We start from the raw sequence: 16,671 nt of genomic DNA on the forward strand, positions 1-16,671 counted from the left end.
TTTCGGGGCGGTCGGCGCCCATTCGATCCCTGCCAGGAAAAACGAGCACTTTAATCGCATGGCGATTAATTGCATTTCAATGCGATTTTTTTACTTCTATGCTTTTTCTCAGGCAGCGCTGGTTTCGTCCCATTCGGGTCGCAGCCGAGTCGAAGCCGCCGCCCGATCAAGGAACCGGAAATGAACCCAGTCGCGCCCTTGTTAGCCAGCCTGCAAACCGAACTCGGAGCGGACGCGATCCTGAGCGCCGAAGCCGACCTCGACGGCTTCATCGAGGATTGGCGCGGCCGCTACAGGGCGCCGGCGCTCTGCGTTGCGCTGCCCTCGACGGCGGCGCAGGTGTCCGCGGTGGTTCGCCTGTGCGCGGCGCACGGCGTGCCGGTCCTGCCGCAAGGCGGCAACACCAGCCTGTGCGGCGGCGCCGTGCCCGCCGGCGAAGGTGCCCGGCCGGTCATCGTCAACCTGTCGCGGATGCGCCGGATTCGCTCGATCGACACGGCCAACGGCTCAATGGAAGTCGAAGCCGGCTGCGTGCTGAAGACCGTGCAGGATGCCGCCGCGGCCGAACAGCGGCTCTATCCGGTAAGCCTCGGCGCCGAAGGCTCATGCCAGATCGGCGGCAATCTGTCGACGAATGCGGGCGGCACCGGTGTCCTGCGCTACGGCAATACGCGCGACAACGTGCTCGGTCTCGAAGTGGTGCTCGCCGACGGCACGATCTGGAACGGCCTGCGGGCGCTGCGCAAAGACAACACCGGCCTCGATCTGAAGCATCTGTTCATCGGCACCGAAGGCACACTCGGCATCATCACGGCGGCCACGTTGAAGCTGCATCCGCTGCCGACGCATCACGCGCTTGCATGGTTCGCGCCTGTCGATCCGGCGGCCGCGCTGCGTGTTCTCAGCCTGTTTCAGGCCGCCTGCGGTGCGCGCCTGAATGCCTTCGAAATGATCAACCGCCGCCAGCTCGAACTCGTGATCGAACACGTGCCCGAGCGCCGCAATCCGCTTGGCGAACTGCACGACTGGCACGTGCTGGTCGAACTCGCGGACACGCGCGGCGGCGAGGAAATGGCAGAACTGCTGCAACACACGCTCGAACAGGCCGCCGTTGAGGGCCTCATTGCCGACGCCGTGCTCGCCAGCAACGACACCCAGCGCGCCGCGCTTTGGGAGATTCGCCACAGCGTATCCGAGGCGAACAAAAAAGGCGGCGTGGGCTTGACGACCGATTGCGCGGTGCCGGTGTCCGCGGTCCCCGCTTTCATCGAGCAGGCCACGCGCGCGGTCCATGCGCTCGTCCCCGGTCTCGAGATTCTGGTGGTCGCCCATCTCGGCGACGGCAACGCGCACTTCATTCCGTTCTTCAGCTTCGACGCATGGCGTGAATTAGCGGACCCCGCTGCGATGGCTACCGCGATGCGCCGCTGCGTCAACGACGTCGCGCACGAATTGCACGGCACGTTCAGCGCCGAACACGGGGTCGGCCAGACCGGACTCAGCGAAATGGCTCACTACAAATCCGCCGCCGAACTGACTTTGATGCGCGCGGTAAAACAGGCGCTCGATCCGCAGCAGCTGTTCAACCCCGGCCGGTTGCTGCCGTGACGCCCTGCCCGGTGAACCGCCACGCGGTTTGAATTTTCGCCTTTCCGGTCTTCCGCTTATCCACGCTTCCCACGCTTGCCACTTTCCCTGGAGTCGTCATGAAAAAGCAGCCCACACGCGATCAGATTCAGCAACCCGGCCGCCGCACGGCCATCAAGGCGGCGCTGGCAGGCACGGCGGCGGTCGCCTTCCCGTTCGTCTGGACACCGTCGCGCGCGGCCAGCAAACGGATCGTGATTCGTGACGACGGCGGTATCTACACGAAGGCCTACGGCGCGGTGTTCTACCGGCCGTTCACCGAGAAGACCGGCATCGAAGTGGTCGGCGTGCAGGCCAACGCCGAACCGACGGCGCTGATCAAGAGCATGGTCGACACCGGCAGCTACACCTGGGACATGGCGAAGATCAGCCAGCCGGCGATTCTTCTGCTGACCGGCGGCGGCAAGGACTACCTCGAAAAACACGGGCTGGAATCCGATCCGGTGATCGCCAAGATTCCTAAGCAATATATGTCGCCGTATGGCGTGGGCACCAATATCTACACCACCGTGCTCGCTTACCGCACCGACGCGTTCAAAGGCCGCAAGGCGCCGAACTCATGGGCCGACATGTGGAACGTGAAAGACTTCCCGGGCCGCCGCGGCCTGCGCAAGTATCCGTTCGACACGATGGAACAAGCCTTGATGGCCGACGGCGTAGCGACCGGCCAGGTCTATCCCTGCAACCTGGACCGCGGTTTCGCGAGCCTCTCGAAGATCGCGAAGCACGTCGACGTGTGGTGGACCACCGGCGCACAGGTCGAACAGATGCTGGGTTCAGGCGAAGTGGACATGATCAGCACGTGGGTGTCACGGGCGCAGTCGGCGATCGCCAATGGGGCGCCGGTCGGCATCGTCTGGAACCAGAATATCTGGGGGGTCGACAACTGGTCGATCCTGAAGGGCTCGCCGAACGCCAATGCATGCCGCGAGTTCATCAAGTTCGCCGCCGATCCGAAGCGCCAGGCCGCGCTGGTCGACTATTTCCCGGCGGGCGTTACGCAACCCGAAGCCTTCAATTTCATCAAGCCGGAGATCGCGAAAAACTGCCCGACTTATCCCCAGAACATGACCAACGGCCTGCATATCGATGCGAAGTACTGGCAGGAAAACCAGAGTGTCGCGCTCGAGCGGTTCAATCGCTGGATCCTGACGTAAGCGCGCCGCCGCTCCCTGTCACCTTTTCACGGAGGCCGATTTCATGTCCGCTTCGAATCTTCAGATCACGGGACTCAGCAAACGTTACGGCGATTTCGTCGCGCTCGCGCCGACCAGTCTCGACGTCGCCGAGGGCGAATTCCTGACCTTGCTCGGGCCGAGCGGCTCAGGCAAGACCACCCTGCTCAGCCTGATTGCCGGCCTCGCCCTGCCGGATGAAGGCCAGATTCGCATCAATGGGGTGGACGTGACATACGGCGCGCCGTATGAACGCGACATCGGCATGGTGTTTCAGAACTACGCGCTGTTTCCGCACATGACGGTCGCGCAGAACATTGCGTTCCCGCTGCAGATGCGCAAGACCGACGCCAAGGCCACTCAGGACAAGGTGATGCAGGCGCTGGAGATGGTGCATCTGCCGCATGTGGCGCACCGCTATCCACGCGAGCTGTCCGGCGGCCAGCAGCAACGGATCGCGCTCGCGCGCTGCATGGTCTACCGGCCGTCGATCATTCTGATGGACGAGCCGCTCGGCGCGCTCGACAAGAAACTGCGCGATCACATGCAGCTCGAAATCAAACGCATCCATCGCGAACTCGGTACGACGATCGTCTACGTAACGCACGATCAGGAAGAGGCCATGACCATGTCGGACCGCATCTGCCTGATGAACGCGGGTTCGATCGCCCAACTCGGCACGCCGGCCGATCTGTATTTCCGGCCCAACAGCGTGTTCGTCGCGGACTTTCTCGGCGAGTCGAATCTGCTCGACGCGGTGGTTACGAGCCGGGCGGGCGATCAGGTGCAGATCAGCGTGCAAGGCGTCGCAAAAGGCGAGGCGATGGCCTACGACCCGGTGATCGGCAACGGCAAGACCGTCAAGCTGATGCTGCGCCCGCAGAACCTGCGCGTGCACGACGGGGCGAGCACGGACCCGGGCAACGGCGGCAGTCTGTCGGCGAAACTCACCGACATCATGGTGACCGGCAGCATGACGAAGCTCTATCTCGAGCCGCATACCGCCAACGCCGCACCGCTCGTCGCCGCCTTCCCCACCAACCGTTTCGGCAGTCAGTACGAAGTCGGGCAAACGCTCGGCCTGTCGTGGCTCGCCGCCGACGCCGTCGCGATCGCGGGGTAAGCGATGAACCATTCCGCTCTGAGCGCGCGCCCTTCTCAACCCGCGGGACCGGCGCAGCCCATCCAGCCCGCGCCGCGCCGGGCCGCCTGGCGCGCGTGGCTGAAGCCCGGCGCGAAAGGCGCGCCGCTCGTCGTGCTGCTGCTTGTGATGCTGGTCTATCCGGTCGGCCAGCTCCTGCTGCTCAGCATTCACAACGACACCGGCTTCACGCTGATCGAATACAAGCGGCTATTCGCGTCGTCGGTGTATGTGGACGTACTGCTGATCACGCTGAAAGTGTCGCTATGGACCACGTTCTTTTCGGTGCTGACCGGCTATCCGATCGCGTATCTGATTTCGTCGGCGAGCCGGGCACGCAAGAACCGCCTGCTGTTCTGGGTCCTGCTGTCGTTCTGGACCAGCTTTCTCGTGCGCACGTTTGCGTGGGTCGTGCTGCTCGGGCGCAACGGTGTCATCAATCAACTGCTGCTCAAACTCGGCATCATCGACGCACCGCTGAGCCTGCTCTATCACTTTTCCAGCGTGATCGTCGGCATGGTGCATGCGCTGATGCCGCTCGCGGTGCTGACCATGCTGTCGGTCATGGAGAACATCGACCGGCGCCTGCCGAGCGCCGCGGCCACGCTGGGCGCGCGTCCCGGCACCGTGTTCTGGAAGGTGTATTTCCCGCTGTCGCTGCCAGGCGTCGCGGCCGGCGCCCTGATGGTGTTCGTCACCGCGATCGGCTTCTTCATCACGCCGACGCTGCTGGGCGGCCGCCATCAAACGATGATCACTCAACTGATCATCGATCAGGTCATGCAGGCGCTGAACTGGGGCTTTGCCGGCGCGATTTCGGTGCTGCTGCTCGCAGTCGTGCTGGTCGTCTTCCTGGTGTACGACCGCATGGTGGGCCTCTCGACCATGGCGGGCGAAAGCGCGGGCGCGAAAGGCTCACGCGCGGGCGGCTGGAGCCGCAAGCTCGGCGAGCTGATCCTGAGCGCGCTCGGCAATGCAACGGACGCCTTGCTCGCCCTCCTGCCCCGCTCGCGCGCCGGCCGCAAACGCAATGCGCCGGGCAGCGGCGAAAGCCTGACACTGCGCGTGATCGTGTTTCTGCTGCTGGTGTTTCTCAGCGCACCGGCCTTCCTGATGATCCCACTGTCGTTCGATTCGGCCTCCGGGCTGGCATGGCCGCCGCACGGATTCTCGCTGCAATGGTATCGGCAGATCGTCGATTCGCCGCTGTGGATGCAGGCGATCACACGCTCGATGCTGGTAGGGCTCGGCACCGGTTTGCTGTCGATGCTGATCGGTACGCCCGCCGCATTCCTGCTGGTACGCGGCGGCATGCGCGGCAAGGCGGCCATGCTGGCATTCGTGCTCTCGCCGATCGTCGTGCCGCGCATGATCATCGCGGTCGGCATCTTCTATTTCTTCGCGAAGATCGGCCTCGTCGGCTCGTCGCTCGGCCTGGTACTGGCTCACACGACGGTCGCCGTGCCCTACGTCGTGATCACGATGATGGCCGTGCTGCGCAACTACGACACCCGTCTCGATCTCGCCGCGCAGAGCATGGGCGCGCGTCCGTGGGCCACCCTGCGCCGCGTCACCTTTCCGATTCTGGGCGCGGGTTTGATGTCCTCGTTCCTGTTCGCGTTCGCGACCTCGTTCGATGAACTGACCATCGCGCTCTTCACCTCGGGCGGCCTCAGTACGACCTTGCCCAAGCAGTTCTGGGACGAAATCACGATGCAGATCTCGCCGGTCATCGCTGCCGTATCGACCTGCCTCTTCATCTTTATCGCGGCGCTCATCTGGGTCGCGGACCGTTTGCGCCGGCGCAGCCTCGCCGCCTGAACCCCATTCATTCACCGAGACTCTTCATGCTTTCAGCACAACAATTACGCGGCGTTCTGCCGGCCATTCCGACACCGGTCAACGCCGACGACACGATCGACAGCGGCGCGGCCCGCACCTTGATCCGCTATCTGCTCAAGCAGGGCGTGGACGGCATCGTGCCGCTCGGCGGCACCGGTGAATACGGCGCGCTGGCGCGTGCCGAACGCATCCGCATGGCCGGCATCGCCGCCGAGGAAGTGGCGGGCAGCATCCCGGTGATCGCCGGCGTGCTCGACCCGGGATATCACGATGCCATGCAGGCCGGCAAGGAATTCGCCGCTGCGGGTGCGGACGGCTTGCTGGTGCTGACGCCCTACTACACGAATCCGACCCAGGGCGGCATTCGCGACTACTTCCTGCGTTACGCCGACGAATCGCCGCTGCCGATCCTGATCTATGAAATTCCGTATCGCACGCGCATTTCGATCGCGCCCGAAGTGCTGCACGAACTCTCGAAGCATGAGCGGATCATCGGCATGAAGGCGTGCAATACCGACATGTGGCACTTCCTGCGCACCGTGGCCGGCGTCGACGAATCGTTCTCGGTATTGAGCGGCGAAGACACGCTGTTTCCGCTGCATGTCGCGGCGGGCGCGCGCGGCGGTATCGTGGTGACGGCCAGCCTGTTGCCGAGCGCGTGGCAAACGATCTACCGGCTCGCCGCCGAGGGCCGGACACAGGAGTCGCTGGCCCTGCACCGCACGCTGATTCCGTTGATGAACCTGGCGTTTGCCGAAACCAATCCGGGGCCGATGAAATCGGTGATGGATCTGATCGGCGTGCATGCGCCGACGATGCTCGCGCCACTCGTGCAGGCCGCACCGGAGTTGTCGGCGAACCTGCGCGTCGAACTGGAAAAGCAGCTCGACGCGTTCGAGCGCCGGGCGTGAGAGCTGAATAAGCGGTAAATAAGCGCTCAGCGCTGATAGCCCGTGAGCCGCGACTTCGAAATCGACGTCGCGGCCACCTGCACGTGCTGCGCGAGTTCGGCTTCCACTTTCTCACGCGACCAGCGCGAGGTCGGCACCGAGATATTGATCGCGGCGACACCCATGCCGCCGTGATCCGTCACCGGCGCGGCAACGGAAATATCGCCGAGCACGGTTTCGTTCTCGACTACCGCGTAGCCACGCCGCGCGACTTTGCGCACGCGTTCGAGCAGTTTGTCGGGGTCGGTTTCGGTGTAGTGCGTGAGCGGTTCGAGGCGCGTTTGGGCGAGGATCTCGCGCACGCGGTCGTCGGACAGACGCGAGAGGATGGCGATGCCGGCGGCGGTGAACATGGCCGGCAAACGCGCGCCGACCACGATGTCGATATTCACCAGATGCTGGCCTGGAAAGCGCGCGACGAACACGATCTCATGCCCGTCGAGCTCCAGCAGATTGGTGGTCTCGCCAAGCCGCCGGCTGATGTCGAGCAGATAGGGCGAAGCCTTGTCGATGAGCTCGTTGGCGCGCACGTAGTTGTAGGAGAACTGCAGCACTTTCGTCGTGAGGCCGTAGTTGCGGGTATCGGGCACGCGGTACAGATAACCGAGCGCTTCCAGCGTATGCACGAGGCGCTGCGTAGCGCTGCGGTCGAGGCCGGAGGCCCGCGCGAGATCGACGAGGGTCATGTGGCGGCTCGGACCGTCGAACGCGTGCAATACCTGAAACGCCTTCGCGGTCGAGCCGACGAATAGCGACGAGCGCGGTGTCTCCGGTTCAGCCGCCCTGGTCTTGCGGGCTGTGCCTCTGGCGTGTTCTGACATGGTGGTAGCGCGGCCCTTAAGACAAATCGAGCAAATCGAATAGCAGTTATCTCGATTGTAATGCGATTGAATCGGACAACAGCAGCATATTTGGAATCTGTGGAGCATTCATGCTTTCATGCGTAGCCGATTATCGGATCGCCGCCCGGAAACGTCTGCCGCGCCTTGCCTTCGACTATCTCGACGGCGGCGCCGAGGACGGCGACGCCTTGCGCCGCAATGCCGAGGCTTACCGCCAGTGGCTCTTCAAACCGCGTGTGCTGACCGACGTGTCGTGCTGCTCCAGCGCCACGCAGTTTTTCGGACGCGAGGCGGCCGCCCCATTGATCGTCGGGCCGACCGGTCTGAACGGCCTGTTCTGGCCGCGTGCCGACGAACTGCTCGCCCACGCCGCGAGCGAGGCAGGTTTGCCCTTCGTTCTGTCGACCGCCTCCACTTCCCTGCTCGAAGACGTGCGCGCCGCCGCGCCGCGCGGCGACCTGTGGATGCAGCTCTACGTGCAGCAGGATCGCGGCATTGCCGAAGACCTGATGCGGCGCGCGAGCGCGGCCGGTTTTTCCACACTGGTCCTGACGGTGGATGTGCCGGTGCACGGCAAACGCGATCACGACACCCGCAACGGCTTCGCGCTGCCTTTACGGCTATCGCCGCGGCTCATCGCCGATTGCATGCGCCATCCGCACTGGTGCTGGCAGATGGCGCGCCATGGTTCGCCGCAGTTGAAAAACATCGCGCACAGCGTCGGCGAGCGGGCCGATCTGTCACGTCACGCCGCCATGCTCAGCCGGCAGATGGACTTGACGCTCGGCTGGGCGGATCTCGAATGGGTTCGGCGGCACTGGAGCGGCAAGCTGATCGTGAAAGGCATCCAGGGGCGCGACGACGCATTGCTGGCGCTCGCCCATGGAACGGATGGGATCGTGCTGTCGAATCACGGCGGACGGCAATTGGGCAGCACGTTCGCGCCGCTCGAACTGTTGCCGGACATCGTCGAAGCCGTGGGGAACCGTCTCGATGTTTTCGTCGACGGCGGCGTGCGGCGCGGCAGCGATGCATTGAAAGCCGTCTCTCTGGGCGCCCGTGGTGTTCTGCTCGGACGCGCGCCGCTTTACGGTCTGGCCTCGCGCGGGGGCGCCGGCGTCAAAGAGGTGCTGGCCCTGATGCTGCAGGAGATGCATATCGCCATGCGTCTGCTGGGATGTAGCGCGCTCGCTCAACTGCAACCGGGGCTGGTCGAGCGTGCCGCATGAAGATCGCATGAAGGTCCCATGAGCGTCGCATGGTAGCCATGCAATTCGTCATGGCCAAACGACGAATTCAACTATGCAAATCGGGAAAACGCGCACTTGCACACCACAAGTGCCGCGCGGCGCCATTCACGCGGTGTGGTTCGAACTACCGCAGATTTTCTTATCAGCAATGATTGGTTGGATTCAGGCGCCCGCGAATCTAACTTGTAGTGCCAGCTCCTTGCCCACCTGAGCATTTTCAGCCCAACTCCCTTCATTCGATTGGTATTGCCGCATGCGCTATTTCCGTCTGCTGAAATCTTTCTTCGCCGTGGCGGCCCTGTCGCTCACCGCGGTTCACGCCTATGCCGACAAGCCGGCGGTGATTCGCATCGGCGTCGCGCAACAAGGCAACGGCGATCCCCCGACCTTTGGCGGATCGCCTGCGGCGACGGTGCAATTGCAGCAGTCGCTCGAGAAAGAATTCGCCGCCGACGGCATTAAGGTCGAGTGGCTGTTCTTCAAAGGCGCCGGCCCCGCGGTCAACGAAGCGATCGCCAACAATTCACTCGACTTCGCCTACCAGGGCGATCTGCCCGCGGTGCTCGGCCGCGCCAACGGCTTGAAAACGCGCCTGCTGCTCGCCTCGGGCGTCCGCTCCGGCGTCAAGATCGCCGTGCCCCCGGATTCGGACATCCGCTCGATCAAAGACCTGAAAGGCCGGCGCGTGTCGATCTTTCGCGGCACCAATCTGCAGCTCGTCGCGGACAATGCGCTCGCCGCCAATCAGCTCGACGAGCGGGATCTGCGCGTGATCAATCTCGACTCCGCGAGTTCGCTTGCCGCGCTGGCGTCCAAAGGAATCGACGCGTCGATCAACGATTACCACCTGTACAAGTTGCGTGACCAGGGCCTCGCGAAGATCGTCTACGAATCGCAGAACGATGGGCCGCAGTTCACCCGTCAGGCCCATCTGCTGGTGCTCGACGACTTCGATCGCGCGCATCCGGATATCGTGCAACGCGTCGTCAACGTAGTCGTCAAAGGCGCGCAATGGTCGTCCGATGAAGCGAACCGCGACGCGCTCTTCAAGCTGTGGGCCAAAAGCGGGGTGCCCTATTCCTCCTGGCAGGCCGAATTCGCCAATCAAAGCCTGAAGGATCGCAACTCGCCGCTGATCGACCCGTTCATCGTCGCGCGCTATAAGGCGGTTGCCGCGGATGCACTGAAACTCAAACTGATCCGTCAGCCGGTCCAGGTCGACGGCTGGTTCGAGACGAAATATCTCGACAACGCGCTACGCACGCAACAACTCGACCACTACTGGACGCGCTACGACGCCGCCGGCAAGCCGCTTAGCTAAAACGGAAGCGATCACGATGAGCGAAACCGCACTCCATGTCGACCGCGACCGGCTTGGCCACGCTGCCGCGGCGCCGCGCGCGCCGCTCTACCGCAATGCACGCTTGCGCGCCCTCGCCTGGCGGCTCGCGCCGTGGGTATTGCCGACCGTCCTGTTCGCCTTATGGAGCATCGGTTGCGAGCGCGGCTGGATCGCGCCGCAGATCCTGCCGCCGCCCCAACGCGTGTTCGATACGTTCGTCGAGCTTGCGAAGAGCGGCGACCTGGTCAGCAACACGCTGATCAGCCTGCAACGCGTGCTGGTCGGTTTCGCTGCGGGCACGCTGCTCGGTTTTGCGCTTGGCGCGGCACTCGGCCTGTCGCGCACCTTCGAAGCCTACGTGTTGCCGAGCTTCAATGCGCTCGTGCAGATTCCGGTGCTCGGCTGGCTGCCGTTTCTACTGCTGCTCGTCGGTGTAGGCGAACCGCTCAAATACATTCTGATCGCGCATGCCGCGCTGGTTCCCGTGACGTTGAGCACGCTGCAAGGATTCCGCCAGACCCCCGCTTCGCTCGATGAAGTCGCACGCGTATTCGAATACAGCGGCTGGCAACGAATCTTTTATCTCGTGCTGCCCGCAGCCGTGCCGACGCTTGCCACCGGCGTGCGGCTTGCGTTCACCAAAGCCTGGCTCGCGCTGGTGGTGGTCGAACTGGTGGCCTCGTCCGAGGGGCTCGGCTATCTGATCGTCTACGGCCGGCAGTTGTTTCAGCTCGATCTGGTGATGGCGTCGGTGGTGGTGGTCGGCGCGATTGGTTACGCGATGAATCGTTTGCTCGACGCACTCGAAGCGCGTTTGCGGCGCGGTCAACCGTCGGCGTTTCGCGAGTAATGGCGCCAAACGCTGCCATGCACCGCTTATGAGGTATCTACGATGAGTCTTGCTCTTTTCAAGCGCAGCGCGGCCGTGAAGCAGGCAACTACTGCGTCCTGCGACTGCGCTAACGTGCCCGCCTCCTTCCAGCGCGCCGTGCGGCCACGCCGGCCGCTGCTCACACGCGTCGACTGGCGCGGCGCCGTCTTGCCGGTCGTCGCCATTGCAATCTGGTGGGCCGTCTCGGAAGCGCACCTGAGCAAAAGCGGCCTGCTGGTCAGCCCCGCTCAGGTGCTGGCCACCTCGTGGCAGCAGATTGTCAGCGGCGCGCTGTTCAAAGCCCTCTCCGCATCGCTCGCGCGTGAAGCCAGCGGGTTCGTGATCGGCACGCTGGGCGGCCTGCTGCTTGGCAGCGTGCTCGGTTTCTCGCGTCTCGCCACGCGCATGATCGGCCCGAGCTTCGACACGTTCAAACAGATCTCCCTGTTCGCATGGATTCCGCTGATTTCCGTGTGGTTCGGCCTCGGCGATGCGGCGAAAGTCGTGTTCCTCTCGCTCGCGGCCTTGCTGCCGGTCGCCGCGCACACATGCGACGGCATTCATGCAGTACCGCGCGCCTATATCGAAGTCGCGCGCGCATTCCGCTATTCGCGCTGGCAATTGATCCGCGCGGTCATTCTGCCAGCCGCGCTGCCGTCGATTTTCACCGGCATCTATCTCGCGCTGATCTATTCGTGGCTTGCCACCCTCGGCGCGGAATATCTGCTGGTGGCGGGCAGCGGGATCGGCAACACGCTGATCGACGGCAGCGAACAGTTCCGCATGGATCTGGTGCTGTTCGGCGTGATCGTGGTCGGGGTGACCGGCTGGGCGCTGAACGCGCTGGCGCGCGCGGTGGAACGGGCGATCTTTGCGCGCCGTTCACAGGTGCCAACACGATAGACACGCCGTATTCGCGATTCACCGAGGGCGCGCCGCGGACACACCGAACGCGCACCAAACGCGCACCGAATTTGCCCTGAACACAGATCAAGGTCCACCCATGACTTCTTCCACGCTTGCCGAAAGCATCGACATTCTCCACGTCAGCAAACGCTATGCGCAGCAGGACGGCACACCGCTCGCGGTACTCGACGACATCAGCCTGCGGGTGCGTCCCGGCGAATTCGTCAGCGTGGTCGGATCGAGCGGTTGCGGCAAGTCGACCTTGCTACGTCTGATCGCGGGACTGGATACCGACTACACCGGCGATATCGTCGTTGCCGGCGAAAAGGTCCGCGATACGTCGCTCGAACGCGGCATCGTGTTTCAGGATCATCGACTGTTTCCGTGGCTCACGGCGTCGCAGAACATTCTCGCCGCGTTGCGTAATGCGCCGCTGTCGGTGCGTGAAAAACGCGATGCGGTCGCGCAGCACATCGAACTCGTCGGCCTGAAAGGCTTCGAGAATGCGTATCCGCATCAGTTGTCGGGCGGCATGGCGCAACGCGTGGCGATCGCCCGCGGTCTCGTGAACCGGCCGCGCGTGCTGCTGCTCGACGAGCCGTTCGGCGCGCTCGATGCGCTCACGCGTGGCCGCTTGCAGAACGAACTGCAACGGATCTGGGAACACGAGCGCATTACGATGATTCTTGTCACGCACGACGTCGACGAAGCGCTTTACCTCGGTGACCGCGTCGTCACGATGGCGCCGCGGCCCGGTCGCATCAAACGGATTGTCGACGTGCCCTTGCCGCGTCCACGCGACCGTAACGATCCCCGCTTCATTCGTTTGCGCGACGAAGTATTGGCCGATTTCGCCGAACACGACGGCGCGCGCCGCGCCCCTCACGAAGACGAACCGCCGCACAGCGGCACGCGCATTCCGGTCGCGAGTCCGTCGATCACCGAATGGCGGCTCGCGTGGTGAGGTACACCGCATTTCCCATACGTATAAACCCTTCACGGAGCAAACGATGAGCGGTGAAAATCAGCAGAAGCGGCAGATCAAACTGGGCGCTTTCCTGATGGAGACAGGCCACCATATCGCCGCATGGCGACATCCGGATGCGCACGCAAGTGGCGGACTCGACTTCGCACACTATGCGGAACTTGCGCAGATCGCGGAGCGCGCCAAATTCGATGCGGTATTTTTCGCCGACAGCGTGAGCGTACGCGACACGAATCTGCCCGCACTATCGCGCACGGCGCGCGCCGATCATTTCGAACCGTTGACGCTGCTGTCCGCGCTTTCGGTCGTGACGAAACACGTCGGGCTGATCGCAACCGTCTCTACGACATTCAACGAACCGTATAACCTCGCGCGCAAATTCGCGTCGCTCGATCATCTGAGCGGCGGCCGCTCGGGCTGGAATCTCGTCACGTCGAGCACCGAATCCGAGGCGCTCAATTTCAGTTTCGAACGCCATCCGGAGCACGCGATCCGCTATGAACGCGCGCGCGAGTTCTACGACGTGGTCGCCGGCCTGTGGGATAGCTGGGAAGACGATGCGTTTATCCGCGACAAGGCAAGCGGCGTCTATTTCGACCCGGACAAGCTGCATGTGCTCGGCCACGCCGGCAAGCACTTCAAGGTGCGCGGTCCGCTGAACGTCGCGCGTTCGCCGCAGGGGTGGCCGGTTGTGGTGCAGGCCGGCGCATCGGAGGCGGGACGCGAACTCGCGGCGCAAACCGCGGAGGTGATCTTCGTCGCGCATCAGACGCTCGACGAAGCGCAGTCGTTCTATCGCGACGTCAAAGGCCGTCTCGCGAAATATGGCCGTGCGCCGGATCATCTGAAGATCATGCCGGGTATTTTCCCGATCATCGGCCGCACCCAGGAAGAAGCCGACGCGAAATTCGCCGCGCTGCAGGACCTGATCCATCCGACTGTGGGCCTGTCGCTGCTGTCGAATATGTCGGGCGGTGTGGACCTGTCCCAGTACCCCGTCGACGGCCCGCTGCCCGAGCTGCCGGAAACCAACGGCGGCAAGAGCCGCCAACGCCTGTTGTTCGATCTCGCGCGGCGCGAAAACCTGACCATTCGCGATCTGTACCTGCGTATTGCCGGCGCGCGCGGCCATCAGCAGGTGGTCGGCACGCCGCAAAGCATCGCGGACCAGTTGCAGCAATGGTTCGAAGAAGAAGGCGCCGATGGCTTCAACATCATGTCGCCGTGGTTGCCGGGCGGCTTGACCGAGTTCGCCGAACTGGTGGTGCCGGAACTGCAACGGCGTGGACTTTTCCGCACCGAATACGAGGGACGCACGCTGCGCGAGAATCTCGGGCTGCCGCGACCTGCCAACCGTTATACCGACGTGGCAAAACAGCCGCCCGCCACGTTCTCTTTCGCCAGGAGTCTCGCATGAGCGCAGCCGCATTGCAGGAAACACAGTCGATTCAGGTCAACCCGCTTTCCGCGCATATCGGCGCCGAAATTCACGGTGTCGATCTCACGCAGAAACTGGATGCGCGCCAGATCGCGGAGATTCGCGCGGCGCTGCTCAAATGGCGCGTCGTGTTCTTTCGCGAGCAATTCCTGACGCACGAACAACACGTCGCGTTCTCGGCACAGTTCGGCGAGCTGACCCTGGGGCATCCGGTGTTCGGCCATGTCGAGGGCCACCCGGAGGTCTACTCGATCTCCAAGTACCGCAAGGCCACGCGTTTCGAGGGACAAACGCTGCAACGCCCCTGGACCGGCTGGCATACGGACGTAACCGCCGCGGTCAATCCGCCCTGGGCCTCGATCCTGCGCGGCGTGACGATTCCGCCTTACGGCGGCGACACGCAGTGGACCAGCCTCGTGGCCGCGTATCAGAAGCTCTCCGCACCGTTGCGTGCGTTCGTCGACGGCTTGCGCGGGCTGCATCGTTTCACGCCGCCTGCCGGCGCGAGCGGTACGGAGGCGTTTGTGAAAGCCGTCGAGCAACGCATTCTCGTCACCGAACATCCGCTCGTCAGAGTGCATCCGGAAACCGGCGAGCGGGCACTGTATGTGAGCCCGAGCTTCCTGAAGTCGATCGTCGGCGTGACGCCGCGCGAGAGCCACGTGCTGCTCGAACTGCTCTGGGAACATGTAACACGGCCGGAATTCACCGTGCGTTTCAAATGGGAGGCCGGCAGCGTCGCCTTCTGGGACAACCGCGCGACGGCTCACCTCGCCCCCACCGATATTTTCGATCTCGACTTCGACCGGCAGTTGTATCGCACCACGCTGGTCGGCGACGTGCCGGTGGGGCCGGACGGCACGCCCTCGGTGGTGATCGAAGGCTCGCCGGTGAGCGCCGCAGCCGCAGTCGCGTTGAACTGAGTACCAGGCCCTCTATCTCCATCTCTTCCCTACCGGGTCCCCCGGAGCTACTGATGACTCTGCAGGCTTCACCCGTTGCGGCCGCCGAACACCCGGCGGCCGCACCTCGTTCCTATCCACCCGCACACATCATCAGCTCCGACGCTGAGGCAATCGGCATCGCGCAGAATCTCGCCAGCCGCTTCGCCGTGGATGCCGCGCGCCGCGACCGGGAGCGCAGGTTGCCGCTCGACGAACTGAACGCCTGTTCGCAAGCGGGACTTTGGGCAATGACCGTGCCCAAGGCCTACGGCGGCGCCCAGGTCTCCTATGTCACGGTCGGGCGCGTGTTCGCGATTCTTGCCGCGGCCGATCCGTCGATCGCGCAAATCCAGCAGAACCATAACAGCGCCGTGTTCTGGCTCTGGAAAACCGGCAGCGAACAACAACGCTCCCATTTCCTCGGTGCGATCCTGCGCGGTGCTCGCTTCGGCAACGCCAACGTCGATGCGGGTCCGCAGCCGGTCCCCGGCCCTCGGATGGGCATTACACCGGATGAGGACGGCTATCGCCTGTCCGGCCGCAAGCTCTATGCAACCGGCGCCCTGTTTGCCGACTATGTCTCGACCATCGGCCAGGACGAACAGGGTCGCCGCATCGTGGCGATCGTGCCCGCAGGACATCCGGGCATGAACATCGTCGACGATTGGGAGAGTTTCGGTCAGAAGACCACCGCGAGCGGAACGGTCATCTTCGACAATGTATGGGTACCCGCGCTCAACGTCCTGCCGATTTACCGAAGCTACGAAGAATGGCCGCAAAACGCCATCACCCAGATCAGTCACGCCGGTATCGATGCGGGTATCGCACGCGCCGCCCTCGACGCGACGATCGCCTTTATCCGGCAACGCGCGTCCAATCCGTCCACCCCGCCAACAGGGCCGATTCATTCCGATCCGTACGTCATCTTCCAGCTCGGCGAACTGAAGACCCGATTGCACGCGGCCGAGGCGATGCTGGAGCGTGCCGGACACGAGATCGACTTATGCCTCGCCGACCCGCAACCCGACTCGCTTGCCAAGGCGTCGATCGCCGTGGCCGAAGCCAAGGCGTTGACAACCGAAATCGCGATCCAGGCCGGCAACCAGCTGTTCGATCTGGCGGGCACCCGCTCGACGCATCCGTCATTCAATCTCGACCGGCATTGGCGCGACGCACGGGTTCATACCCTGCACGACCCGGTGCGCTGGAAATACGCCGCCGTCGGCAACTTCTATCTGAACGGCGTCCGACCACCCAGTAGCGGACAGACCTGAAGAGACCGTAGCCGGAAGTACGCAGACCTGGTTGGGCAGCATCGCCGTCAACGATGAAACGTAA

Annotated in this window: 14 protein-coding genes; 13 read left to right on the forward strand and 1 reads right to left on the reverse strand. The window is 63.7% G+C overall.

Going from position 1 to position 16,671, the window contains the following annotated elements:
- Window positions 1-180 precede the first annotated feature (180 nt).
- The 5 genes from GH665_RS13155 to dapA all read left to right on the forward strand — a co-directional run bounded on the left by GH665_RS13155 (window position 181) and on the right by dapA (window position 6,716).
- Window positions 181-1,608, forward strand: coding sequence for an FAD-binding oxidoreductase (locus tag GH665_RS13155; protein WP_153136228.1), 1,428 nt, complete (start codon window positions 181-183; stop codon window positions 1,606-1,608).
- Between the two features lie 98 nt (window positions 1,609-1,706).
- The gene (locus GH665_RS13160; RefSeq protein WP_153136229.1) at window positions 1,707-2,804 is read left to right on the forward strand and encodes an ABC transporter substrate-binding protein; all 1,098 of its coding nucleotides are present in this window, start codon (window positions 1,707-1,709) and stop codon (window positions 2,802-2,804) included.
- 43 nt (window positions 2,805-2,847) lie between these two features.
- Complete coding sequence (locus tag GH665_RS13165; RefSeq protein WP_153136230.1) at window positions 2,848-3,945, forward strand: ABC transporter ATP-binding protein; 1,098 nt, start codon at window positions 2,848-2,850, stop codon at window positions 3,943-3,945.
- A 147-nt stretch (window positions 3,946-4,092) separates the two neighbouring features.
- Complete coding sequence (locus GH665_RS13170) at window positions 4,093-5,784, forward strand: ABC transporter permease subunit (protein ID WP_246216295.1); 1,692 nt, start codon at window positions 4,093-4,095, stop codon at window positions 5,782-5,784.
- A gap of 26 nt (window positions 5,785-5,810) precedes the next feature.
- A complete protein-coding gene (gene dapA, locus GH665_RS13175; protein WP_153136232.1) occupies window positions 5,811-6,716 on the forward strand; it encodes a 4-hydroxy-tetrahydrodipicolinate synthase in 906 nt (301 codons plus the stop codon).
- 26 nt (window positions 6,717-6,742) lie between these two features.
- On the opposite strand, the gene GH665_RS13180 is transcribed toward dapA, so the two are convergent.
- The gene (locus GH665_RS13180) at window positions 6,743-7,576 is read right to left on the reverse strand and encodes an IclR family transcriptional regulator (protein ID WP_153136233.1); all 834 of its coding nucleotides are present in this window, start codon (window positions 7,574-7,576) and stop codon (window positions 6,743-6,745) included.
- A 110-nt stretch (window positions 7,577-7,686) separates the two neighbouring features.
- Here GH665_RS13180 and GH665_RS13185 point away from each other — a divergent pair, with 110 nt between their 5' ends.
- The 8 genes from GH665_RS13185 to GH665_RS13220 all read left to right on the forward strand — a co-directional run bounded on the left by GH665_RS13185 (window position 7,687) and on the right by GH665_RS13220 (window position 16,607).
- On the forward strand, window positions 7,687-8,826 hold the full coding sequence (locus GH665_RS13185; RefSeq protein WP_153136234.1) for an alpha-hydroxy acid oxidase: 1,140 nt from the start codon (window positions 7,687-7,689) through the stop codon (window positions 8,824-8,826).
- 274 nt (window positions 8,827-9,100) lie between these two features.
- Window positions 9,101-10,168, forward strand: a complete 1,068-nt coding sequence (locus GH665_RS13190; protein WP_153136235.1) for an ABC transporter substrate-binding protein — start codon at window positions 9,101-9,103, stop codon at window positions 10,166-10,168.
- Window positions 10,169-10,184: 16 nt separating this feature from the next.
- Window positions 10,185-11,039, forward strand: a complete 855-nt coding sequence (locus GH665_RS13195; RefSeq protein WP_153136236.1) for an ABC transporter permease — start codon at window positions 10,185-10,187, stop codon at window positions 11,037-11,039.
- 42 nt (window positions 11,040-11,081) lie between these two features.
- A complete protein-coding gene (locus tag GH665_RS13200) occupies window positions 11,082-11,963 on the forward strand; it encodes an ABC transporter permease (protein ID WP_153136237.1) in 882 nt (293 codons plus the stop codon).
- Window positions 11,964-12,063: 100 nt separating this feature from the next.
- The gene (locus tag GH665_RS13205) at window positions 12,064-12,930 is read left to right on the forward strand and encodes an ABC transporter ATP-binding protein (RefSeq protein WP_153136238.1); all 867 of its coding nucleotides are present in this window, start codon (window positions 12,064-12,066) and stop codon (window positions 12,928-12,930) included.
- 46 nt (window positions 12,931-12,976) lie between these two features.
- The gene (locus tag GH665_RS13210; protein ID WP_153136239.1) at window positions 12,977-14,368 is read left to right on the forward strand and encodes an LLM class flavin-dependent oxidoreductase; all 1,392 of its coding nucleotides are present in this window, start codon (window positions 12,977-12,979) and stop codon (window positions 14,366-14,368) included.
- Window positions 14,365-15,312 carry a TauD/TfdA dioxygenase family protein gene (locus tag GH665_RS13215; protein WP_153136240.1) on the forward strand — a complete coding sequence of 316 codons (948 nt, stop codon included), beginning with the start codon at window positions 14,365-14,367 and terminating at the stop codon, window positions 15,310-15,312. Before GH665_RS13210 ends, GH665_RS13215 begins: the two co-directional genes overlap by 4 nt.
- Window positions 15,313-15,365: 53 nt before the next feature.
- Window positions 15,366-16,607: an SfnB family sulfur acquisition oxidoreductase gene (locus GH665_RS13220; RefSeq protein WP_153136241.1), complete on the forward strand. Its 1,242-nt coding sequence runs from the start codon at window positions 15,366-15,368 to the stop codon at window positions 16,605-16,607.
- Window positions 16,608-16,671: the final 64 nt, after the last annotated feature.

The organism is Paraburkholderia agricolaris (genome assembly GCF_009455635.1).
Taxonomy (GTDB): domain Bacteria; phylum Pseudomonadota; class Gammaproteobacteria; order Burkholderiales; family Burkholderiaceae; genus Paraburkholderia; species Paraburkholderia agricolaris.